This is a genomic window from Fervidicoccus fontis Kam940, assembly GCF_000258425.1.
Lineage (GTDB): Archaea > Thermoproteota > Thermoprotei_A > Sulfolobales > Fervidicoccaceae > Fervidicoccus > Fervidicoccus fontis.
This window is the reverse complement of sequence record NC_017461.1, coordinates 862,446-885,593: the sequence shown is the minus strand read 5'-3', so window position 1 is coordinate 885,593 and position 23,148 is coordinate 862,446. Positions and strand designations below refer to the sequence as shown.

Annotated in this window: 20 protein-coding genes, 2 tRNA genes and 2 pseudogenes; 9 read left to right on the top strand and 15 right to left on the bottom strand. The window is 38.7% G+C overall.

Annotated elements, in window-relative coordinates:
- Nucleotides 1–4 precede the first annotated feature (4 nt).
- The 8 genes and pseudogenes from FFONT_RS04605 to FFONT_RS04575 form a co-directional block, all read right to left on the bottom strand.
- The gene (locus tag FFONT_RS04605; RefSeq protein WP_014558067.1) at nucleotides 5–1,645 is read right to left on the bottom strand and encodes a type II secretion system F family protein; all 1,641 of its coding nucleotides are present in this window, start codon (nucleotides 1,643–1,645) and stop codon (nucleotides 5–7) included.
- 13 nt (nucleotides 1,646–1,658) lie between these two features.
- Nucleotides 1,659–2,969 (bottom strand): annotated as a pseudogene (locus FFONT_RS07325) (Hint domain-containing protein); the annotation flags it as partial.
- Nucleotides 2,970–2,981: 12 nt separating this feature from the next.
- A pseudogene (locus FFONT_RS07320) lies at nucleotides 2,982–4,196 on the bottom strand (type II/IV secretion system ATPase subunit); the annotation flags it as partial.
- 4 nt (nucleotides 4,197–4,200) lie between these two features.
- The gene (locus FFONT_RS04595) at nucleotides 4,201–4,905 is read right to left on the bottom strand and encodes an ATPase domain-containing protein (protein WP_014558065.1); all 705 of its coding nucleotides are present in this window, start codon (nucleotides 4,903–4,905) and stop codon (nucleotides 4,201–4,203) included.
- 3 nt (nucleotides 4,906–4,908) lie between these two features.
- Nucleotides 4,909–5,424 (bottom strand): hypothetical protein, encoded by a 516-nt coding sequence (locus tag FFONT_RS04590; RefSeq protein WP_014558064.1) that lies wholly within the window; start codon nucleotides 5,422–5,424, stop codon nucleotides 4,909–4,911.
- 1 nt (nucleotide 5,425) lies between these two features.
- The gene (locus tag FFONT_RS04585) at nucleotides 5,426–5,914 is read right to left on the bottom strand and encodes a flagellar protein FlaG (RefSeq protein ID WP_014558063.1); all 489 of its coding nucleotides are present in this window, start codon (nucleotides 5,912–5,914) and stop codon (nucleotides 5,426–5,428) included.
- Between the two features lie 13 nt (nucleotides 5,915–5,927).
- Complete coding sequence (locus FFONT_RS04580) at nucleotides 5,928–6,611, bottom strand: hypothetical protein (protein WP_014558062.1); 684 nt, start codon at nucleotides 6,609–6,611, stop codon at nucleotides 5,928–5,930.
- 273 nt (nucleotides 6,612–6,884) lie between these two features.
- On the bottom strand, nucleotides 6,885–7,559 hold the full coding sequence (locus FFONT_RS04575) for an archaellin/type IV pilin N-terminal domain-containing protein (RefSeq protein WP_014558061.1): 675 nt from the start codon (nucleotides 7,557–7,559) through the stop codon (nucleotides 6,885–6,887).
- A 171-nt stretch (nucleotides 7,560–7,730) separates the two neighbouring features.
- On the opposite strand from FFONT_RS04575, the gene FFONT_RS04570 reads away from it, so the two are divergent.
- A complete protein-coding gene (locus tag FFONT_RS04570; protein ID WP_014558060.1) occupies nucleotides 7,731–8,099 on the top strand; it encodes a hypothetical protein in 369 nt (122 codons plus the stop codon).
- On the opposite strand, the gene FFONT_RS04565 is transcribed toward FFONT_RS04570, so the two are convergent.
- From FFONT_RS04565 to FFONT_RS04545, 5 genes are all read right to left on the bottom strand, one after another.
- Complete coding sequence (locus FFONT_RS04565) at nucleotides 8,064–8,909, bottom strand: hypothetical protein (RefSeq protein WP_014558059.1); 846 nt, start codon at nucleotides 8,907–8,909, stop codon at nucleotides 8,064–8,066. The two genes, FFONT_RS04570 and FFONT_RS04565, sit on opposite strands and share 36 nt — an antisense overlap.
- Before the next feature lie 400 nt (nucleotides 8,910–9,309).
- The gene (locus tag FFONT_RS04560) at nucleotides 9,310–10,065 is read right to left on the bottom strand and encodes a DUF2208 domain-containing protein (RefSeq protein WP_014558058.1); all 756 of its coding nucleotides are present in this window, start codon (nucleotides 10,063–10,065) and stop codon (nucleotides 9,310–9,312) included.
- A gap of 483 nt (nucleotides 10,066–10,548) precedes the next feature.
- Nucleotides 10,549–11,448 carry a UbiA-like polyprenyltransferase gene (locus FFONT_RS04555; protein ID WP_014558057.1) on the bottom strand — a complete coding sequence of 300 codons (900 nt, stop codon included), beginning with the start codon at nucleotides 11,446–11,448 and terminating at the stop codon, nucleotides 10,549–10,551.
- A complete protein-coding gene (locus tag FFONT_RS04550; protein WP_014558056.1) occupies nucleotides 11,445–12,935 on the bottom strand; it encodes a UbiD family decarboxylase in 1,491 nt (496 codons plus the stop codon). The genes FFONT_RS04555 and FFONT_RS04550 overlap by 4 nt, the downstream gene beginning before the upstream one ends.
- A gap of 307 nt (nucleotides 12,936–13,242) precedes the next feature.
- On the bottom strand, nucleotides 13,243–14,610 hold the full coding sequence (locus FFONT_RS04545; protein ID WP_014558055.1) for a nucleotide sugar dehydrogenase: 1,368 nt from the start codon (nucleotides 14,608–14,610) through the stop codon (nucleotides 13,243–13,245).
- Between the two features lie 200 nt (nucleotides 14,611–14,810).
- Here FFONT_RS04545 and FFONT_RS04540 point away from each other — a divergent pair, with 200 nt between their 5' ends.
- Nucleotides 14,811–15,464 (top strand): peroxiredoxin, encoded by a 654-nt coding sequence (locus FFONT_RS04540; protein ID WP_014558054.1) that lies wholly within the window; start codon nucleotides 14,811–14,813, stop codon nucleotides 15,462–15,464.
- Here FFONT_RS04540 and ubp read toward each other — a convergent pair.
- Complete coding sequence (ubp, locus tag FFONT_RS04535; protein ID WP_014558053.1) at nucleotides 15,461–15,886, bottom strand: UBP family nucleoid-associated protein; 426 nt, start codon at nucleotides 15,884–15,886, stop codon at nucleotides 15,461–15,463. The genes FFONT_RS04540 and ubp overlap by 4 nt on opposite strands.
- Nucleotides 15,887–15,961: 75 nt before the next feature.
- On the opposite strand from ubp, the gene FFONT_RS04530 reads away from it, so the two are divergent.
- Entirely contained in the window at nucleotides 15,962–16,525 is a 564-nt protein-coding gene (locus FFONT_RS04530; protein WP_014558052.1) for a nicotinamide-nucleotide adenylyltransferase, read from the top strand.
- 1 nt (nucleotide 16,526) lies between these two features.
- Here the strand turns inward: FFONT_RS04530 and FFONT_RS04525 are convergent, their stop codons facing one another.
- The gene (locus FFONT_RS04525; RefSeq protein WP_014558051.1) at nucleotides 16,527–17,327 is read right to left on the bottom strand and encodes a hypothetical protein; all 801 of its coding nucleotides are present in this window, start codon (nucleotides 17,325–17,327) and stop codon (nucleotides 16,527–16,529) included.
- 896 nt (nucleotides 17,328–18,223) lie between these two features.
- Here FFONT_RS04525 and FFONT_RS04520 point away from each other — a divergent pair.
- From FFONT_RS04520 to FFONT_RS04495, 6 genes are all read left to right on the top strand, one after another.
- On the top strand, nucleotides 18,224–19,204 hold the full coding sequence (locus FFONT_RS04520) for an ABC transporter substrate-binding protein (RefSeq protein ID WP_014558050.1): 981 nt from the start codon (nucleotides 18,224–18,226) through the stop codon (nucleotides 19,202–19,204).
- A gap of 50 nt (nucleotides 19,205–19,254) precedes the next feature.
- Nucleotides 19,255–19,980: an ABC transporter permease gene (locus FFONT_RS04515; protein ID WP_014558049.1), complete on the top strand. Its 726-nt coding sequence runs from the start codon at nucleotides 19,255–19,257 to the stop codon at nucleotides 19,978–19,980.
- On the top strand, nucleotides 19,968–20,609 hold the full coding sequence (locus FFONT_RS04510; RefSeq protein WP_014558048.1) for an ABC transporter ATP-binding protein: 642 nt from the start codon (nucleotides 19,968–19,970) through the stop codon (nucleotides 20,607–20,609). The genes FFONT_RS04515 and FFONT_RS04510 overlap by 13 nt, the downstream gene beginning before the upstream one ends.
- Before the next feature lie 50 nt (nucleotides 20,610–20,659).
- Nucleotides 20,660–20,743: transfer RNA gene (locus FFONT_RS04505), tRNA-Leu, on the top strand.
- Nucleotides 20,744–20,965: 222 nt separating this feature from the next.
- Nucleotides 20,966–21,065, top strand: a tRNA-Thr gene (locus tag FFONT_RS04500).
- A gap of 177 nt (nucleotides 21,066–21,242) precedes the next feature.
- On the top strand, nucleotides 21,243–23,144 hold the full coding sequence (locus FFONT_RS04495) for an OPT family oligopeptide transporter (protein ID WP_014558047.1): 1,902 nt from the start codon (nucleotides 21,243–21,245) through the stop codon (nucleotides 23,142–23,144).
- The last annotated feature ends 4 nt before the right edge of the window (nucleotides 23,145–23,148 follow it).

Below are 23,148 nucleotides of genomic sequence, written 5' to 3'. Positions count from 1 at the left end.
TTTTTTAAATTAAATTTGTCATTCCCTGCAGAGCAGAATTCAGTATATAGCTTATCATGAATTCTCCTGCAATAATTCCAGCACCAGTAGCAACCAGCAATATAGAAAAGTAATACCAAAAGCTTTTTGAGACTCCTGGAGTCACTTTGTTTATTGAAAGTGCATTCAAAAGTGCAGTCGCGAAAGAAAAAACCGTGGCAAATATCATAACTAGTTGAATGGATATGTTGCTACCGAACATTATTCCAAAAACATTTCCTGGAATTGAAGACCGCATGGATGAAAGCATTTGCGAAAAGCCCTGCAGAAGGCTCGAAACGAATATGTTGATAACAACTATTGCTCCCTGCATTATGTATGTCGTCATTTCAAACGTCTTTGCGACCTGAAGCCTATTCCTCCTAAGGCCAACTATAGTATTATAGTGACCGCTTATGCTAGCACCGACCTGGGATATCTTTCCTCCCTTCTCGATCGTATCTTCAAAGATCTTCAAAAACCTCCTAGCAAGCTCGCTCCTTGTCTCAGCCGCCATCATCATCCATGCTATCTGAGGGTTTATACCATTCATGAGCCTTGCATAAAGATTTTTAAGTATTTTGCTCAGCTTTCCCAGTTCTACAAGCAACATAGGCTTTAAAGCTTTTGCGTGATTTGGTATTGTTTCATAGTTAAGGGAGTAGCTTCTAATAAAAACCGGAAAGAAATCGTCAATGTTTTCGATTAGATTCTCAATCCCTTTTGCAATCCTTCCTGGAATGTAAAGGAAGGCGCCATATGCTATAAGCAATATCCCTATGCTATAGAAGCTGAGCATGTGTTTTAAAGCTAAAAATAAAAAGGCAACAGAAAAAGTCAAGGTAATTGCTATAGATAATATGTTGGTCACAGCATAAGCCCTAGGTCTAGGCTCAAGCTTATTCTCAAAGGCCTCCTGTGGAACTGTTATGTAGAGTACTAGAGCTACTATGCCTATTGTAGCTATTACGAAAGCATAGCTCATAGTGACCATGCTTATATCCCCACCGAAGAAGAAAGCTAAAAGCAGAAAGTTGGCTAGCATGAACACACTTGCTGCCAAGAGGCTTGTATATATTCCGAGAAATACGTTCATGGCTTCTATGGTCCTCATGTACTGTGTCTCATATATATTTAATATAGAGGAGAGCTCTGTTCTCAAAAACTGCTCAACATCTTCTCCTACAGAAAGCACTATGCTGAGTCTTGATAGAAACTCCTTAAGAACTTTATTGCCTACTTCTTTTCCGACAAGTCTGCATGCCTGCGGAAAGCTATATCCCCACTCCTTTCCAAGCTTATAAATCTTTAAAAAAATCGGTGAGTATTTTGGATATATGTTCTCTTTGCTTACGACCTCAAATAGAGATGACCTAGGGGGATTGCCTGTAGAGACGCTCAGCAAGTGCTGGAGTAAAAAGGTAAAGTCTGCATCGACTTCTGTAGATCCTAACCTAGGTCTGAGAAAAATGGGGTAAATAATCCCCCCAATAATGGAAGCTGAAAGTATTATTCCTGAAATAATAGAGAACAATGTTGTTTTTATCATCAAAAAAAGGACAACTCCAGCTAATATCCCCGCAATTCCCAAAGAGAGGAATACTGCTTCTTCCCTATTTAGCTTCATTCGACCACCTTATTCAAAACGAAATCCTTCCGCTTTCTAGATCTCTTAGAGCTTTTTCAATACCAACATTTTCTGCATATATCACAGCCTTGAAGACTCTATCGTAATCGAAAACTTTAAGGTCTACAAGATCCTGAATATATCTTCTCCTGGTCTCAAGTTCTTCATAGATTTCATTTATCCTGCCTCTAGGTATGCCTCTCATAACAGCTATCTTTTCTTCAAGCAAATAGCTTGATCCCTTGCCTGAAAACAGAAATCTATCAGCAACAGGATCCCAGGTGAAAACAGGCATCGTCGCAATTGCATCGCTAGCAGGATCGTATCCTATGATTTCATTAATGTTAATTACTCTTCTGGCAGGAAACCCTTTTACATAAACAGCGCTCTGGAACCACGCTATATTTAGGTTATCCATATTCGTTTTTGGTATAGATATTGGCGGATTTGTAAGCCTTTGAATAAGTTTGGAAATGTCTGCTGCGTGGAAGGTGGACATAACCGGATGTCCTGTGTTATGGAGGGCAAAAGGTCTTTCTCCGCCAAGAAATAGCTGAGTACCTGGAACAGAAACGTCATATACGAATCCCTCATATTTTTCTTTACGTATTTCTTTAACCATAACCAACTCTAAATCGCTCTCGAGCAGGTAAAACAGCCTTTTCATTTTTTCCCTTGCCTGACCTTTTAATTTGTTAAAGAGCGAAGATAGGAAAAGCTTCATGATACCATTAACGGGAATTTCCACATCATAAAGCTCTGAGCTGTTTTCTCCAGCAAATCTCGTGATCTCTGAAGCTATGATGTTAAATCTCTCAAATATCTTATTTAAAATCGATAGACGAATAGAATTCATCCTTCTGACTCTCAAGCTTTCCTTCCAAAGTTCCTCAATTTTACTGCTGACTCCAAGGTCCCTCTCGAAAACAAGGACACCTCCTCTTATTTCTCCGCCGCTTTTTCTAAGCAATGGTCTTTCTTTTTTCAGCTCAGCCTTTATCAAATAATCTCCTTCTTTTAGCTTGTAAACTGGCTTCGGAACAATTTGAACCGTTGAAGGGTCGAAGACAAACAAGCTGTGGGAGCCTGTAACTTTCAGGTTAGAACCGTTTTCAAGGATAATTGTATAGATCTCCTCTGCTCTGTGTCTCAGCAAATATTCTATAGGAGAGAAAATAATTTTCCCATTAGGAGAAAGAGAAAGAACACTTACGTCCTTTACGAACTTTTTTCCCTCTTCGCCTTCTTTATAGTAGCTATCAACGAAATCTCCTATATTTGTAAGCAAGGCATTTTCCCCTTCCCTTTTTATCATTATTGGAGTGTCTCTGCTGACGCTCTGCATTGCTTGAAATGCGATGTTTCCTTCCGCTCCTCTTATTTCTCCAACTATTATGTAGTTTGGTCTCTGTCTAAGCGCTGCCCTCAAAAGATCAAACATGGTTACGCTACTCTCAGGTCGACCCGTATCTCTTGTAAGCTCTCTAGTCCAGTTTGGATGAGGAAATACCACTTCGGCTGTATCCTCTATTGAGACTATTTTAGCGTTCGGTTTTATGAAAACGCTTATTGCGTTTAGGCTGGTGGTCTTCCCGCTTGCTGTCTCCCCGCAAACGAACAGGCTCATCCCCTCTCTTAACATCATCCAAACATAAGCTGCAATTCTCGCATCAAAAGTTCCCCAATCAACCAGCTGTGTCACACTTATTGGCGATTTTGAAACCCTCCTTATTGTGAAGTTGCTACCTCTTAAGCTCACATCAGAACCGAAAACTATATTTATCCTGCTTCCATCTGGAAGAGTCGCGTCTACTACAGGCCTTGCCGAGCTTATCGGCTTTCCTATTTTCTCACCAAGTTTTATTATAAACTCATCCAGCTCTTCATCTCCTAAAAATCCCATATTTGACTCAAGCGATCCGAAGATCTTATGAACAACGAATATGTTGCCTATACCGCTCGCCGATACGTCTTCTAAATACGGATCCCTGAGAAAGGGCTCTAGGATACCGACTCCGACCTTCTCTCTAACTACGTGGTATTTTATATAGTTTTCTTCGCCTTCCTTTACTAGAACTTTACCCTTCTTCGCTAGTTTTAATTCTTCCTTTTCGTTGGCTTTTCCTCTAGAAACCAATATTTTATTTAGAAGATACAAAAGTATGGCCTTCTTTTCTTCGCTTGATTGGGGAGTAAACTCGCTTGAAATGTGATATGCAAGAGCTTCCTCTATCAACGAAAGTTTCTTCGCTTCTGGCTTTGGCGGCTCAATTACAATATATCTATTGTAGCCGCTTTCGCTTTTCAGCCTGCTTGTAACGTGGACAAATATCCCGTTTCCAAGCGGATAGATGAAATTGAATTCCCTCAGCTTTTTAGCTTCTCCGCTAAGCTTTTCAACTAACTGTGGTCTTTCTCCTATTTGGCTCTCAACGTTTTTTACATATTCCTCCAAATATTGAGGTCTTTCTCCGAAATCTACCTCTTCTTTTCCAATGCTTTTTAATATATTTTCGATACCCTTCTTTTTCCTTATTTGAAGAAACGACATCTTTTCAAGCCCTCGCCAATGCTATCGGAACAAGCTTAATTCCAAAAGCGGGATCTACATCAAACGATATAACTGAGTCAAAACTCGTCGGCGCTCCTCTGAGCTTAACTATGTTCATGACTTTTACGCTCCTTCCGCCTATGTTAGATATCCCAAGCTTTATGTAACCGTCACAAAAAGCCCTCAGCTTTGTGAGAATGTCTTCGCTTAATATACTAGAGTGCATCGTGGCAAAGATCAGCTTTCCGCTTGTTGAGATCTTCTTTAGGTTAGAGAAAAACTCTAGCACTTCGCTGTACTTTGCAAACTTTACAAGCATAGACAATGAATCTATCGCAAGGAAGTCAAAGTTATCTAGCTTAGAATTAATGTACTTTTCAAAAACTGTCAATGCATTTGAAAGCACCACATCGTTTATTTCCAAATTTTTGGAAAGGATCGAATGCAAACGTACTTTGCCCTTTATTACGTAGTCTACTATGTCCATCTTAAGGAGCTTCATTTTCCTCAGGAAATCTACTGAAGGCATCTCTGTCTCTAATACAATTCCTCTAAGCCCATCTCTTAAAGCTCCATAGACAAATTGCTGTGCTAAGACAGTCTTAGAGGTTCCTTGCTCTCCTTCTATAAGTATTAAGCTGGGGTAAGGAAGCCCTCCTTGAAGCCTTACATCTAACTCATCATTTCCCGTTGAAACAGTGGTTTTCATTAATTATACACCTGAATAGAAGGTATATGAAGCCTTAAATCCATACTGATTCACAAAAACAATAGTTATGGGCTGAGAAAAACTTATATCAGGCGGAAGAGAAGCGTACACTATACCAGATTCGCTCGGATCGACTACCCCGTTGAACCGCTCTACAAGACCCCCATTTATCAGTATGGCAGTTATGTTCCAATCTCTTCCGTAGACAAGAACCTTAGAGCTCTCGCTATTTGTTTTATTTGATGTGTAAATTAAAATGAAGTCGAAATGGTCGAAGTCCCAAAATGACCAGCTTCCGTTGTTGGAAAATATAAAAGTCATGGTTAGGTTGTTTTGATTAACCGTAACATTGGTTATATATGTGATAGAGAGGGAGGATCTCACAGAGCTTAAAGCCTTCCTTTCAATAGAACTTGTAATCATGCCATATCCCTTCATTATTACCGAGACCATAGAAAGAACTGAAATTATTAAAACTGCCATTACAATGATTCCGCTTGCAGTGACACTGAATCCCAAACTATCCCCCCTCTACCAGCTCACTTCCTATTCCAATCGGAAGGACTATCTTTACATAGTAGGGAGGAGAGATCGAGGTTTGATTATAAAGATAAATAATAATTGTGCTTCCAGCAGACCAGGAATTGCTCCCCCCTATAGCAAGCGTGTAATTCCAGTGCCCTGGATAGGCACTGGAAAGATATGTATAAAGTGTAAGAGGAGAATTATAAGTTCCAATATAAACGTCAGTATTTTGAAGGGCTGAAAGGGAAATGTCGGAGGTGCCGACATTTTTTACATATATCACAAAAGATCCTCCAGAAGAATTATAGAAAAAATCTATAATAGTTATACTACTCTCCATATTATTTACGTTTGAGCTTATCATCTGGGTAATGCTACTATTTATGGCAGAAATCTTAGATATCATAACAAATGCGAATATAGATGCTATTGTTATTGCAGCAATTGTCAAAAGTGCATGTGTTATAGTTGTTGATTCGCCCAACTAAGATCCCTGCTCAACCCTGCTTGTCTCCCTTCTTTATATAATCTATTAGTATCTGTGCCACTTCTTCTTCAATTTCAGGTTCTGAAAATCCCATTGCCTTCGATAATATGTATATAGAAAGCAACTGATCTTGAAGCGATATGTTCGACTTTATCCCCTTTTGAACTATTTGATTTAGAAGCCTTATCACATCGAGAGTTTTTTCCTCGCTTATGCCTATCTCCTTCATTAATGATATATAGTCGTCTATCATGTCGCCTGGCATTTTCTCTGAAAGTGAGTAAAGTATCTTTAGCATTTTTACTGTCTCTTTAAAGAGAACTGGTTCTCTTCTTTTAACCGGTGTTTTTACCTCTTCTACCTCTTCTTTATTCTCTCTAATTTCCTCTTTAGGCATCTGAACTTGTTTTTCTGTGCTCTTTTCAACCTCTTTAGCTTCTTTTTGCTTAGCTTCTGAAGAAAGAGAAAAAAGCGGATTAGAAAGGTCACCTATAGTTGCTTTAAGCTCTGCTACGCTTTCCTTTAAAGCATCTACCACTTCTTTCAAACTATCTATGCTGTTCTTCTCATTTTGAGTAGGTTCCTTTTCCACCTTTTCTTTCACCTTCTTTTTCTTTTTTAATAATGGGTAAACTATCCTCCTGCATATTGGGCAGGAGCAAACCCACTCCCCATTTTCATTACTTTTGCTCATGAATTACCTGCACCGCGTTTATTCGAAAGAGAGAAAGCCCCTACGATAGCTATATGACCCCCGATATAAGCCAACAAGCAACCAAATACAAGAAAAGCGAAAAAGGAAAGCCCTTTGTTCCTAACACTAAAAAACATCAGTATTACTCCCAATATAAATATCGCGATACCTATCACCATTACCACCGCTATTCTCCTCTTTCCAACTGAAGGGAGTGAGTTTGAATTTAAATTAAAAAAAATATTTGATTGGCGGCCACTCCTTCATTTCTCATCACCCTAGGTTGACTGCTCCTGCTGGAATGTTAGCAGGCATATTCCTCTCTACTGTAAGAGGTGCCCCTTCTGGTGGTCTTATCTCAACAGATAGTTGTCCGTATGGTCCTAATCCATTATTTTCTAAGTCGATCAAAACAACTGCCTTTTCGCCGGTTTCTAAGACTGAATTATAGTTAACGTTCTGAATTATCACAACGTATGCGGTTGGGGTCGATGGGCTTCCAAGTACACTTTCAATATCAGCTGTTAAGTTATGTGTTGAAAAGTCAGTTGTTAGATTTGTAAGAGTTCCATTGTTAGCATATGCAAGAGTCCCATTAGGATATACGTAGAATATCGCTTTATAGATGTTCTCAAACGATTGATTTCCTACAATTGCATCAATAGAGGTTCTACTTGGTGCTAAGTCTACGCTAGAGACGCCTGCCGATGTCCTTATAGGTATTGAAACTGTGTTTACGGTTGTTCCATTACTTATGCCGACAACATATCCATCTACTTCAAGTGCGGTACTGGCTTCTCCGAGACCTTGACTTATCGTCTCCTTCGCTTTCTGAGTAGTGAAGAGTCCCATGTTCAGAGCCACGAATGCTAAGGCAGCAGCTACTATGACGAATGCTATTAATACGATGGCCGCCTCTATACCTACAATTCCTCTTTTCTTACCCATTTCTTTCTCTCACCCCTTTAAGGGCAAAAATAACCTCAGCTTTTTTATAAATAAACAGAAAGATTTTTGGCGACTGAGAGTGAAAATTGGAGATCGCTTGATTTTCGACGGATAGTCGCCGTTTTAGCTTAATATTTAAACTGAGCAATTCGATGAAGAATTGGTGAAAAAATGCAGAAAAAAAGCCAAGAGTTCTTGAAGTCTTTAGTTGACGGAGAGATAATACTTGCCGTCTACCTATTGAGGCTTGAAGAGGGAATCATTACATATTGGCCTCCTGAATACTATGATGATGAGATTGAAAAGATTTCCGATCTAACTTCTGTTCCTTTGAAAGAAGGTTTATACTTCGTTTTAGGCGGCGATAGATTGAAGGAGAAGTACATAGGTCTTGTTATAAATAAAAATATTCTTCTATTTAGGGTCAGGGACGATTTTAATGCAGAAAAAATTGCAGAAAAGCTAAGTAGTGCTTACTTGAAGTACTTAAACGATCGCGGAAAGCTAGAAAATAACTTCTTTAATGACAAAGACTACTGAACCAAGCACAAACATCAGTACAGAAAAAAAGAGAGAACAAAGATTTAAAATTGAGAGTAAAAACGATAAAAGAAAAGATAAGAATGAAGAAATTGAAAAAAGTCTTTTCAAATTGTTTGGATGGGGAATTTTTGCATAAAGCTTTTGCTTTAACTTATATATAGGACTATTTTTAAAACTCAGATAGTTCTGTGTTCTATAAAAAATTGAAAGACCTTCCTTTTCTAGCTTATAGTAAGTTTCTCTTGTATCTGGCTTTATTATCTTCCTGAACAGCCTCTCAGGAGGTCTTGAATATATATCCAAATATTCTTTTGCCCTCTCTTCACTCAGATTGAGAAGCCTGCTTATAGTTTTCAAGCTTAATGTTTGATCCTTTGAAGTCGCTAGGTAACATATGGCATTATATATGTAATTGGCCTCAATTATTTTCTTTTGGACGATTAGTCTTTCTCTTATGCTCTCCTCTTCGCTCACATGTGAAGCCAATTTGAATCCTTCTAAACCTAAAGCTCTCAACAGCTCCTCAGAATACTTTTTTCCCTCTTCGCTTAGACCATAAAGAGGCTCTCCATCCTTTTCTCCTACTTTCTTCACTATCCCTTTAAGCTGAAGCTTTCTAAGGGCATCTAAAACAGCCTTCCTCCTTTCATTTGCACTTTCGGAAATTTCAGTGGGAGTGAGATCCCTTCCATAAATTAAGAATAGGAAGACTATTTCAATTTGAACGGAGGATTTTGAAAAGTCTATTACTCCATCCAGTCTTTTTAAAGTCCTTAACTTTTCTTCTATACTACTGTCAAGTATCATAAACATTTACCATTATTGCTGTTATAAATAAAATATAATATATATTGTAAAATTTCAAGAAAATTTTTTACATAATTATATTTTAAGATAATGCCACAAAAATTTAGCAAACAAATAAGCCCAAATATTACTGTTCTGAATATTATTTGTAATGAAAAATAAAGAAAATCTTAATTACAAAATGCGGAAATACCATATTGTTTCAGACCGATTAGAAGATAGTATAAAAAAGAGGAAAGCTACTTAGCAATTTGATGTAAAACTTTTAGTCTCTTTCAAAAAATCGATCCAAATTGTATTTATAATGGATACAACTCAGCTGAGACAGGTGACTTCATTGCATCCGCTCCGCTAGTAATTTATCATCATTGCTTTAAAAATAAGTCTAATTATTTTCATTCTATTTCTCATCAGCAGAGCTATTTTTATTTGAAATTACCTCGTAAAGCTTATTTGGACTTTTCGTATACAGCCTGATCTTATTTATTGCCTTTTGCGTCTCATTAACCAGTTCAACGAACTTTCTCTCTTCATTAAGAACTATCTTGTAGGCAGTTAAAGGAAACTTTAGACCTGTTGAGCTCATCATTCCCTTGAGCACTATTCCTTCGCTTGTAACGAAAAATGTTCTTGGCATGTTAATAGTAACGAATTTCTTTCCACTCCTACTGTAATTTCTTACTGAAAGGTACTGACCAAAAATGCTCAGCAAAAAGCTACCTTCAAACAAAATAAAATATGAGACGGAATACCCAATCTTCTCATTAGAGAACTTTGGAGCTATAAGAGATGTTACAGGTCCTATTGCTATAAAGAAATATATCAGTACAAGAAAGGAGAAGAGAGTTGTAAATTGAAGCATTTTAAGCTGATCCTGCATCTCTACTACATATTGCCTGTCAGTGCTAGCAACTTCCATTGCCTTGTTTTCCTCAAACAGTACCTTTCCTTTAGAAATTAAATCTGCCTTTGCGGTATTAGGAAGCTTTGGTTGTCCAAATTTAGTCATTATTATCATGTACAAGATAAAGTAGAGTATTATGAAGAGCCAATATACAGCGCCGCTCCTCCCCAAAAATCCAGCTGCTATCGAGAAAATAATTATTGAGGCTTGTCCAATAGCGATCTGTCTTTTGCTCTGAAAAGGCATTGACATTATTATCCTCCAGCGAATTGACAAATCCTTCTTGAACTAAAAACTTGATTTTTAAGACTTATAAATATTTTTAATTTCGTCAATTAGAAAATGTCAAAGTTTACAGTTATACATCATTTATGTTTGAAGAACTAAGGGTTCAGTTGAAAGAGGAAAAGATATCTTTGGATTTATTATGCTGACCTCCTCCTGCCTTAAAGGGCGAGGGTTTCAGTTGTAAATTACAAGTTTTCTCTGGAATTATATATAGTTGAAGAATTTTAAAAGCTAATTTATATATTTTGCATTTACTTATAAAAATGAGGTTCAAATCCTATATAAGTTTATATTAGTTGGTGCATCCCTTCTTGGTTCTACATGTGGCTTTGGGGATTTCACGCGCACAGTATTTGAGGAATATATTCTCTATCTCAAATCAGTTAATCAATATCAGTCCCTATAAACTTTTATGAAACCCCAAAACAGCTTGTCTAGGCTTTAAAATTAAAGAAGCAAGTCTATTAGGATGCATATAGAAACTATCACTCCTACTATTAAATTTAAGTTAAAGGCCTTGGGAACATTTTTTATGTCAATGAAGCATGATGCAACTTGGTAAAACATAATAAAGATCGAAATGATCATTGATGCCAAGGTTAAAAGCCCCAAGTTATATAGCCTCCAAGCAATTAGGAGAAATAAAGACGAGATTATGTAATTTGCAAGGGAAAACATCAGTGCGCCCCTGCTCCCGAACCTTGCTGCAACGCTTCCGAGCTTCATGCTTTTATCAAACTCCTCATCCATTATGCTGTATATAGCATCAAAGCCGCTCCCCCAGAAGAGCACAGCGAAAAAATATGTCCATGGGACAGATTCAATTGCCTCCATTAAATTATTGACATATTCTCCGGAAGTTGCAATAGCGCCTCCGAATACTATAAGAGCGAGGGACAAACCTAGGTGAAGGTGGGGAAACGGGTGAAACCTCTTTGCAAACGGGTAGGTCATAATAACTATATATAAAATAGGAGATAAGATGAAAGCATAAAAGCTGAGGAAAAATGCAGAGGCGAAATAGATCAAACTTCCTAAAGCTACAAGGATCCAAGCATCTCTGAAGCTTACATCCCCAGTGAGTAAAGGTCTCCTAGCAGTCCTTGGGTTCTTTCTATCTATATCTGCATCTGCTATGTTGTTGTAGGTCATTCCAGCTATTCTTAGCCCAATTACTGCAAAAGTGGCGAGCACCACTTCTCTTAACGTAATGGGATAGTGGGTAAGAGCCATTCCAGCATATGTGAAAGGAAGATCGAGAAGAGTGTGCTCTATTCTTAGTAGCTTTAAAATTGCATTTAGTGAGCTTTTCTTCTTAACTTCTCCAGGATCCCATTTTAGGCTCAAAATCTATCCAACCCCTTAAAGCTTTTAAGCAGTTTTTCAACAAGAGGATCAATTTTTTCCTTCACATTTTTATCATCTTCAACAATTTTAGGCCACTCCCTACCGAAGTTCTCTTCAGGAAGCTTTCTAGTGGCATCAATGCCGAGCTTCCCACCGTAAGAATGTGATATACTCGCAGGATCGAGAGCATCTGTATGCGTGTAAGGAATTACCACCACATCCCTCTGCGGTTCTACATTACTGGAAACAGCCCATATCACCTTATCTAAGTTGTTCACATCAATGTCTTCATCAACTACAATTACAATTTTTGTAAGAGAGGACTGGGCTAAGCCCCAAAGAGCATTCATCACCTTTTTAGCCTGCCCTGGGTACCTCTTTTTAATCGAAACTACAACCATTCCCTGAAAGATCCCATATACAGGATAGCTTATGTCAACTACTTCTGGAAGGAGGAGCTTTATGAAAGGCTTAAACATCTTCTCAACGATTTTTCCCATGACAGCATCTTCAAGCGGGGGAAGACCCGTAACGCTTCCGTAATAGATCGGGTTTTCTCTCATGTAAACTCTCTCTACAGTGAAAACTGGGTACATTTCTGTTGGAGTATCATAATACCCCCAGTGATCCCCAAACGGGCCTTCGCTTGCAAGCTCATCCACCCTCACGCTTCCCTCGATTACAATTTCCGAATTGGACGGAACCGGTATGCCGTTATCGAGCTCAAACAGCTCAACTCCCCTTCCTCTAACCATTCCTGCAAACAGCATCTTGTCAATAGGATATGGAACAGGAGATACGGCTGAGATCATCGTGCCAGGATCGCTTCCGATAATTATCGCCACTGGCATTTCTTTTGCTTTCATTTCTTTCGTCACCGAATATGCCATAGCTCCCCTCTTGTGTACTTGCCAGTGGATTATTCCCTTTCTGCCGTTTACAATCATTACTCTATACACTCCCATATTTATGATTCCTTTTGCAGGATCCTTTGTTATCACCATTGGGAATGTCGCATATCTTCCCCCATCCATAGGCCATGTCTTAAAAAACGGTATCTTATCCAACGGATTATCCTTGCCCTCGATAACCTTTTCCTCGAATTCAGCTTTGTTCACCTTCTTAGGAAAGTAGCCTAATAGTTTGCTTGCATCGCTAAATGCTTTAATCTTTTCAGTGATGCCTTGAGCTTGCTGATGTGTAATAAGAGATATAAGCCTTTCCGAAATTTCTTCAAAGCTATTTATGCCAAGTGCAGAAGAAATAGTGAAAACACTAGGAAAGAGATTCCCGCAAACTCTCCATCCTTCAAACCCCTTTACGCTTTCAAATAAAACAGCTGGACCGCTTGAGTACATAACTTTTCTCAAAAAGTAAGGTATTTCAAGAATAGGAGAAAGCGGCTCTTTAACTCTGACCAAGAGCTCCCTCTCTTCAAGCCACTCTACATATTCTTTAATTCCTAATAGAGGATTCAACAGAATCACCGATTTTTATCTTCTCAATACGAACTTTGAAGCAATCAAACGGGATTGGGCTCTTTTAAATATTATACTGTAGCAAATTCCCTATAGCAGTTTATATAAGACATTAATCTTATTGTGAGCATTATATATTAAAGATTTTACTCTGGTTGTTTATATGGGTTTAGTAAAGGGCCAAGGTAATAGATCTCAATCTTCCTCACCTACATTAAATTAAAATTTAAGCCAAATAGATAAGGAAAATAATTGATCGAATTTAATGGGACACTCTTTTTAGGCTAAAATTAGGCCAAAAGGAAAATTTTGGTTTCTATTGAAAGCTCTTCGGGCACCTAATCTGGATTCCAGGTGACGCGTAAATGAAATTTTCGATTCCCTTTGCAGTCGCATATATGTATCTTCCATCAATTATAATTGGAGTAGCCATCTTATCCTTAAGATCTCTTAAGTCAACTTCTTTGAACTGTGGGTGATCTGTTACCACAACAACTGCATCTGCCCCCTCAAAGTTTCCGTTAAACGGCTTAAATCCATAACTCATGATCTCTTCATTAGAAAAGTACGGGTCGTAGACTTCAACATTTGCCCCCCACTTCAAAAACTCATTGATTAGCGGAAAGCTCGGCGAGTTTATCGTTTCCTTAATCCCACCTCTATAGCTCAATCCAAATACAATAATTCTAGCTCCATTTACAGGCTTTCTTACAAGGTTGAGAGCTTTAACAGTTAACTCAACTATATGCAGAGGCATGCTATCATTTGTCTCCCTCGCAATCTTCATTATTTTTGAAAGTTCTGGGAATGAATGAATGAGAAACCATGTATATACACCTATACAGTGTCCTCCCACGCCAGCACCAGGTCTGTGTATGTGGCTATATGGCTGAGTATTAGCGGAATCAATAGCCTCATTCACGTTTATGCCAAGCCTTTCAGAGATCAGAGCTAGCTCGTTTGCAAGAGCAATATTAACATCTCTGTAAACCCCCTCAAAGACCTTCACGGCCTCGGCAACTCTTATGCTTGATACAGGAACAACCCCCTTTTTATTTATTGCTGAGTAGATTCCGATCAGCGGCTCTAACGTAGCTTCATTAATAGCGCCGATGATTTTGGGGTAGCTCTCAGTAATATCCTTTATCACCCTCCCGCTCATAGTCCTCTCAGGCGCATGAGCAATTCCAAAATCAATCCCTGCCTTGAATCCAGATACATTCTCAATTTTAGGTATAAAAGATTCCGTAGTTCCTGGAGGCAATGTAGTCTCTGTTACTACTATAGCCCCTTTTCTGATCCCATTTGAGACTTCATCTATAGCCTTTTCCATAAGCTCCATTCTAATTCCTTTCGCATTTGCATATACTGGGACAAGCAGTACTATCAGATCACTTTTAGATGAGGCCAGTGCCCCATCTGTTACAGCGGTAAGTCTTTTTTCCTTGACGGCCTTTTCCAGGAGCTCTCCAACCCCGGGCTCAAAGCTAATCGGGTTTTCCCCTCTGTTTACCATTTCAACGACATTTTCATTGAGATCCACCCCGTATACTTTAGCTCCTTTGCTTGCGAAAACCAGAGCAAGGGGGAGACCCATTTTGCCCAAGCCAAAAACGGAAACAGTAAGCTCACCGTTTAAGAGAAGATTGGACGCCTCATTTCTGCTTTTTCCAAGAAGTACCATGTTTGCATTCCTCACATTAAATTATTTGATCATTTAAATATTAATTTTAATTTTTTATAAATTTTTTTAAAATGCAAACTTTTCAAAGAACTTTTTCACATCTTTACTGGATATATATGAAAGCATATATAGAGTTATCGAATTAAAAATATATACCATATCTTTTTAAAAATTATAAATGATTATTATTTGGTGGAAAAATGAGTTCAAATGTGAACGTAATGCCAAAAATAGGAGAAAAAGCGCCATCTTTTGAGGCATCGACAACATATGGAAGGATCAAGTTTCCAGACGACTTTAAGGGTAAATGGGTAGTGCTATTCAGCCATCCAGCAGATTTCACGCCGGTATGCACTTCTGAGTTTGTAGCATTTCAAAAAAGGATAAAGCAGTTCGAGGAGCTTAATGTACAGCTTATAGGCTTGAGCGTTGACCAGGTATTCAGCCATATTAAATGGGATGAGTGGATAAGGGAGAAGTTCGGCATAGAGATAACCTTTCCAATAATAGGCGACAACACGGGAAGAGTCGCCTCACTATTCGGAATGCTCCACGCCCAAGCCGAGGGATCATCAACCGTCAGAGCAGTATTCATCATTGATCCAGAAGGCATTATAAGGGCAATCCTCTATTATCCGCAAGAGCTTGGAAGAAACATCGATGAGATCTTAAGGATGGTTAAAGGTTTGCAGACTTCCGATAAATACGGAGTTGCTATACCTGCGAACTGGCCGAACAATGAGCTTATAGGAGACAAGGTAATATTAAGTCCAGTTGACAACAAAAATGATATACCTGAAAGGCTAAAGAAGCATGAGTGCTTCGATTGGTGGTTCTGCTACAAAAGCATTTAATCAGAGCAGATTTTTTCTCCCAACAATATTTTTTCTATTTTATTTTGAAATTTTGTATAAGTCCTTTCGCTCACATAAATATGATCTTTGTCCCCCTTTAATGTGTAAAAGGAAAATCCTTCTAGAGGGTTGATCGGGGGATCTGGAAGGGATTCTATCGGCTTATTTTTTCCTATGTATATCCACTTTATTACAGGCTTATTTCCTTTTAAGCCTAAATACTCTATCTTCCACCAGTACTTTCCAAAATATCTATATATTCTAATTTCTTCCCCAACCTTTTTAGTCACTATATGTACAGGCTTTAGATAGTACCCCATTCCGCTGACTTTTTTGTTATATTCCTTTATTTTTTCTTTATAGCACTCAAAAGCCTTCACTATCTTCTCATTTCTCACGACAAGCTTCGTAGCCTTCACCATTCAGAGAGAGGAACATAAGTTTTTATTAAGCTTGAAATTTAATAAACAATTCGTTATGTTCAAAAAGTGATTCTTATGAAATTCCCGAGAAGAGCGATATTCTTCGGAAGGTTTCAGCCCTTCCATAAAGGGCATTTATATGTCGCAGAAAACATTCTGAAAGAGTATGAAGAAATCGTCTTCTTAGTAGGCATGAGCACAGAAAGCCACACAGAGAGGAACCCATTCACCGCTGGAGAGAGGATAGAAATGATAAGGCTAGCCATGAAGGAGGCGGGTTTTGACCTCTCTAGGGTCATAACATCTGCTCTTCCAACTCTTGAGATACATATAGCATCTGCGCATCACGCAATTTACGCTTCACCACATTCAGAGGCAATTTTTATAGGTAACCCGATAGTGAGTCAAATACTGAGGGAGGCAGGGTTCAATGTTATAGTGCCAAAGCCGTATAAGAGGGAAATATACAATGGGACTCTTATTAGAAGGTATATGGCTGAGCAGAATGACAAGTGGAGGGAGCTCGTACCTAAGAGTGTCGCAGAATTTCTTGATTCAATAAAAGCAACAGAGAGGCTTAAAAACATTACTAGCCCAAGCGAAAGGCACATCTTAGGCGAAGAAAACTCATTAGATTAATTTAAAAGTAAACCTGTATTTCTGTCTTATAAACTCCTTCCTCCTTCTTCACTAAAGCTACTTCGCTTCTAATATCTCTTTTTGTTAATGAGCTGTAGAAACCCTCAATTACTCCTAGAGTCAGCTTCGGCTTATCGCTAGACTGCTTCTCTTTCAAAACGACCACTTCCCACAGATCTCTGATGATTAGCATTATCCTGTTTTCGGAGATCTCGTATTCTTCAATAATCCCCCAACTCGAAATCTGGAAGAGCATTGAAAGAAAGCGTATAGTCTCCTCTAGAGAATCGATATGTCCCAGGGATTCTGTATAATACTCATAAATGTTCTTTCCTATATATCTTCCCAGTTGCCTTAAAATGTATGACTCTACTTGCTTCCCCAAGATCTTCTTCAAATCAAAGAGTATGCCGTCAAGGTTTGCAGGTCCCATATATATCCAACGGCTACCGGAGAACTTTACTGGAAAAGCAATATTAGAATAGCAAGTCCTCTTGTATTTTCTTCCTAATGATGCTTTAATGTTCGAGGAAAAGCCGTTTATCCTTTCAATTAACATCTTCGCCTGATCTTCACCTGATGCTAGTACCAAGAACATTATTCCAGCTTCTCCATCCTCACTCAAGGAATACTTCATATCTAATATTGGCAGGCCCATCAATACTACTTCTTGCAATATCTTTGCAATAGTCTTGTTGGTATTATTTGCCATATTCTCTCTTATCAGCACATCTATACAAGATACATTAGTTCCAATAGGAGCAGAATATGCAAATAAACCATTTATTGGATATCTTTCCATAATTCTCCCTTTTTTAACAAGTTTTCTAAATCTAACTCTATAAAATTTGAAAGTTTTTATTTTTAATATTTTTGGTAAAAAAATTCACTTGTTTTTAATAAATTGTTTTTTCACCGTATTTTTTTATAAAATTAGCAGATTTTATTAAATACTGTAAAAAAATTATTGTAAAAACATTATTAAATTTTTAGTATATACTTTTTTATACACTTTAATACTAAACGGACCTCGTTTATCTTTAAGACAAACAACCATCGGATTAATAATCAATTTTATTTTTATTAGAGTTATGCTTTATAAATGCCTTTGCAAAGTGTTTGAATTTCATAAAAGTTCCTATAAATATTGATTTAAAATAAAATTTCAGAGATGTAGAGTTTCCCTATAGCGATTACCTCGAGCTCTCTATGAGAGGTGAACTACAAGTTGAGGCCAATTAAAGAGGGATGAATGCAAATGATATGGGTCACAAAAGAAGGACTCTCCGGGCGCTCTGAGTTCAAGGATAGAGGATTTGATATAAAACAATAACATGCTCTAAGAAGTCCAAACATTGGGCTGAGATATCATATTACAACTGAAACCCTTGCCTTTTAAGGTGGGGTGAAGGTTTTTAAGCTCTATGTTCTCTATTTTGTTTTGATGATGAATATCTGGAGAGGTGTGTCGAGGATGAGGGGTTTTCCCCAACTGCTGGATGAGGGTTCGGCAACCCCATAAACAAGCTCCAGATGAGGGGATCTCTGATCCCCTCGACTGCCCCGCAGATGAAAGATGTAAGCCCGAATAGATGCGGGGAACCGATGAATTCCCTAAAGGGAACCCTCGCCCTTTAGGGCGGGGAGGAGGTCAGTTGAGTATGCTCAAATGCTTATCTCATGATCTCGGGTGATACCATGAATACAAAATATATTTTAATAATAATAGTTGTAGTTGCAGTTGCTTTAGGCGCATCTTATGCATTTTACAGAGAGAAGGAGTCCTCCCCTATGATAATAAGGGCCGGTACTCTGCAGGGAGGAATAAGCACGTTAGACATAATGCAGTACTACAACTTAAGCGAAAAATACGGCTATGAGCTTCAAGTATATAGGTTCGACAAGACTACAGATATAATAAATGCTCTTGCAAGCGGGAGCATAGATGTAGCAGTTATACCGAGCGAAATGGCTGCTAACATGTTACTTCAAAATATCTCCGTAAAAATAATAGCTCCTGAAATGCTTCAAAACCAGGCGATCCTGACTGTAAAGGGAAACATCTCAGCTCAAGAACTAAAGGGTAAGACTGTCGCGACTCTCCTCTCTACTGGTACATATATGATGTTCAAGGCTTACATGAAGTATATATACAACATAACAGTTAGCGAGCAGGGAAAGGGAAATGACACGATCTATGCCATAAACACGCTTCCAGGATCCTTTCTGGACGTAATGAGGGAAAATGACATATATGCAATTATCGCATGGGAGCCATTCGTTTCTGAGGCTGTAGTCAATTACAATGCCTCTATAATCGCTGATTACCAAACTTTTTGGAAGGAGGCAAACATGAGCGGTGAGCCGGTAATGCTCATATGGGTGGCTTCTCCGAGCGCATCTAACAATAAGGAGCTTATTAACTCCTTCCTTAAGACGAGGGAAGATGCCGTTAATATTTGGAACGGGAATGAAAATGAAACCATCTCTGCTTTAATGAGCATTTACAACTTAAATGAAAAGACGGCTGAGTACCTTTACTCTAGGGTAACAGTTCTCGACAACAACTTAAGCCAGGGCGTTATAGATGGAATAAGAAGCTCCTGGAAGCTTGCATGGATCGGAGGATATCTCACAAGTGATCCAAGTAGTATAGGTGATCAAGTATTTTACAAATAAAAAACTCGCCCTTTAGGAGTGAGAGAAAGTTAAAGAGAAGACTTAGTATTTTGGGATGGATTTACCTTATTATTTTTCTCTTCATACTATGGATAGCATTAGAGAGGACATACCCTTACGCTATACCTTCTCTCTCATCCGTAGCTCTTTACATAGAAATCCAAGGGATCATTTCCATAGCTAGAAACGTTTTTAAAACTCTGGAGAACACCTTTTTAGGTTTCGCCTTATCTTTTGCTTTAGCTATGATTTCTCTGATCGCCTATCACATAAACCTACATTTAAGGAGCTTCATAACTGCGTTGAACACTTTTATTCAGAGCATTTCCGTCCTGGTATGGTCCATAATATTTGTAATCATATATGGAGTGACCAGCGGTCTTCCTCCTATCTTCGTCGTCTCTGCCACGTCATACCCTATCCTCTTGAGCATTGGAATTAGCGGAATGCAGAGCATAGAGGGGAAGTACAGAGAACTCTTCAAGGTCTTCGGTGCAAAGAAAAGGCATGAGCTGCTTTATTTGATTATTCCTGGCACTCTCCCCTATCTTATCGGAGGGAGTAGAGCAGCGATCGGAAGCGCTTTGAGAATCACTGTAGTCGCTGAAGCCCTTGGGGCAAGCGGGGGGATAGGATATATGCTTCTATACTCCTACGACCTAGGATATAAGCAAGGAGTGTTCGCCTGGAGCATTCTTCTAGTTCTGCTCATGATCCTCTTAGATGAAGCTGTTCTCAAGCCTATAGAAGGGTGGTCGAGAAGGTGGATGAACTGATCGCAGTTAGAAATTTGACTAAAAGCTTCAGCGATGGTCCTGTGATTTCCAACATATCATTCAAACTAAATAGAGGTGAAGTACTCGGAATAATGGGGCCCAATGGATGCGGGAAGACTACTATGCTAAGAACGATCCTTGGGCTTGAAAATAAAGATAGCGGAGAGGTGAAAATTAGGGGGAAGATCGGATATGTGCCTCAGGATAACCTCTTACTTCCATGGCTCAAACTTAGAGAAAACATTGTCATAGGACTGAAGATAAGCGGAGCAGGTGAGAGAGAGATAGAAGAAAGGCTGAGTTATGTCTCCGAGCTCCTCTCCTTAAATGATCACCTAGACAAATATCCTAATAGGGTGAGCGGGGGAACAGCAAGGAAAGCTTCTATAGCTAGAGCCCTTATAATAATGCCCGATATTTTAATTTTGGATGAACCATATACTGGACTTGACTCCTCTTCTATATCCATCCTTCAAACACTCTTGAAGAACCTTAAAAAGGAAATTAGACTTGGAATTATAATTGTCTCTCATCAGGTGGATGAGCTGATGGAGATAAGCGATAGGATAATTGTTCTGACTCATAGGCCTGCAAGAATTAAGGATGTTATAGAAGCAAATAAAAAATAAAAGGTGCAGTTAAAGAAATAAAAGTGGAAGATTTAATTAATAATTGAAGAGCGGGGGTGCCCGAGCAGGACAAAGGGGGCGGACTTAAGATCCGTTGGCGAAGGCCTGCGTGGGTTCAAATCCCACCCCCCGCATCTTTCTTTTGCTATGTAGTTAATTGTAAAAGCAACAATCTTCTTTGAGACTAAGGTTCTATCTTACTGGTTTTATTTGTAGTTAATACTCATCAAAAAATTTGATTAGATATTTTTATAGGAATTTGAATTAAACTAATCTAGTTAAAGATACTTTGATCTTAATGAATTTGAAGTAAAAACTTTAAACTTCTATTTTTTAAAAATTTAATTTGCATGACTGCCGCCGTAGCTCAGCCCCGGTAGAGCACCGGCCTCGTACGGTTTAAATTAAAAAATCAGGGAGAGCCGGGGGTCGCGGGTTCGAGTCCCGCCGGCGGCTTCTGTTTTATTTTATTTGTCTTATTTTTTATGTTAAATAATTATTTAACATTTTTAAATAGTTTTTTATAAAACTTTTATTTAACTTAATTCTTTTTGCAAATTTTTTATATAGTGCAAAATTTAGATTATTTTTTTAAATGTTTGTAATAAAAGTTTAAAAAAAGGTGATTTCATAATGGGTGAAGAGAAAAAAGAGACTTCCTATGTTCCGCCTGAAAAAGCTATGCCCGAACTATCTCTGAGATACTTGATTCTCGGTATAATCCTTGCCTTGCTTTTCGCTGCGACAAATGCATATTTAGGTTTATATTCTGGAATGACTATAAGTGCAAGCATACCTGCCGCAATCATAGCAATAGCCGTCTTTAGGGCAATGCGTACTAGAAACATACTTGGAAATAACATCGTTCAGACAATAGCTTGCGCTGGAGAGGCTTTGGCGGCTGGAGCAATTTTCACGTTGCCAGCACTGATAATTATCAATATCTATATGAACTTGCCATTTTGGACTACTACCGCATTAGTTGCTATTGCAGGAACACTTGGAGCGGCGTTAACAACTATCATTAGAAAGCCATACATAAAAGAAGAAAAGCTTCCTTTCCCCGAAGGAAAAGCTGGCGCAGAGGTCTTAATAGTAGGAGACAAAGGAGGTGCTTCAACAAAGCCTCTCCTCACTGGAGGAATTATAGGAGGAATTTTCAAATTTTTAGAAGGAATTGGTCTGTGGCCTGGCACTGTTGAAGCTGCTACTAAGCTAGGATCATCATTATTCTACTTTGGCTCTGACCTCTCTACAGCGTTAGCTGCTATTGGCTACATTGTAGGAATAAATGTAGCAGTACTGATATTCTTGGGAGGAATCTTAGGGTGGATAATTCTAATTCCAATACTCGCAACTCATACGGCGCTTACAGGCTCTGCTCTAGACATGGCTTACAGTATATGGAGCTCTCAGATAAGGTACATAGGCGTTGGAACAATGCTTCTTGGAGGATTGTGGACGATATTCAGACTTAGAGGTGCTATCGCCAGAGGAATTAAATCAGGAATAAGCGCAGCAAGAAAGAGAAGCAGTGAAGGCATTGAGAGGACGGAGAGGGAACTCCCTCTGAACGTTGCTTTCATTTTGGTAGCAATATTTGATATGGTACTAATGGGCGTCTTCTACTATATTACGAGAGCGCTGGGATTAAGCATATTGCTAGGAATTTTAACGCTAATACTTAGCTTTCTCGGAGTTTCCATTGCAGGTTATCTAACTGGACTTGTAGGATCGTCAAACTTGCCAGTTTCTGGAATAACTATTATGAACTTGCTGATAGCTGCTCTCATATTGAGGCTTCTTGGAATTGGAGGAGTCGAAGGATCTCTAGGAACGCTACTTGTTGCTGCAATGATATGCATGGGAAGCGCTGTCGCTGGAGATATGATGCAAACTCTCTTCATCGGTTATGTAGTAGGAGGAACTCCATGGAAACAGCAGGTTGGAATGATAGTTGGATCGTTTGCTTCAGCTTTTATCATCGCACCTATCCTTAACCTTCTTATTAACGCCTATGGAATTGCGGGAACTCCAACTGCAAAGGGATCAATGGCATTGGCAGCTCCTCAAGCAACTTTAATGTCAAAGCTTACAGAAGCAATATTTACTGGAACCCTCAATTGGACTATGCTATTCATAGGATTTGCTATAGCAATAGTTCTAATAATAACTGACGAAATACTTGCAAGGAAGAAATCAAAGTTTAGAACCCCTGTAATGCCGGTAGCTATTGGAATTTATCTTCCATTCTCCTTGAGCGTTCCGATATTCGTCGGAGGTTTAGTCAACTGGCTGGTAGGAAAGAAGATAAAGAGGGCGAGCGATGAGAGTACTGATGCAGGGACAATTGGTGCAGCTGGGCTTATCGCAGGAGAGTCAATAATTGGTATCGTATTCGCAGCCTTAATAGTCAGTGGAATATCAATTACTTCGCCGGTTTCAAGCGGAATTCTAGGAATTATAGTGCTACTCCTTGTCCTGGCATGGGTATACAGAGTTGGAGTCAAAAACACAAGCAATTCAAAGAACTAAATTT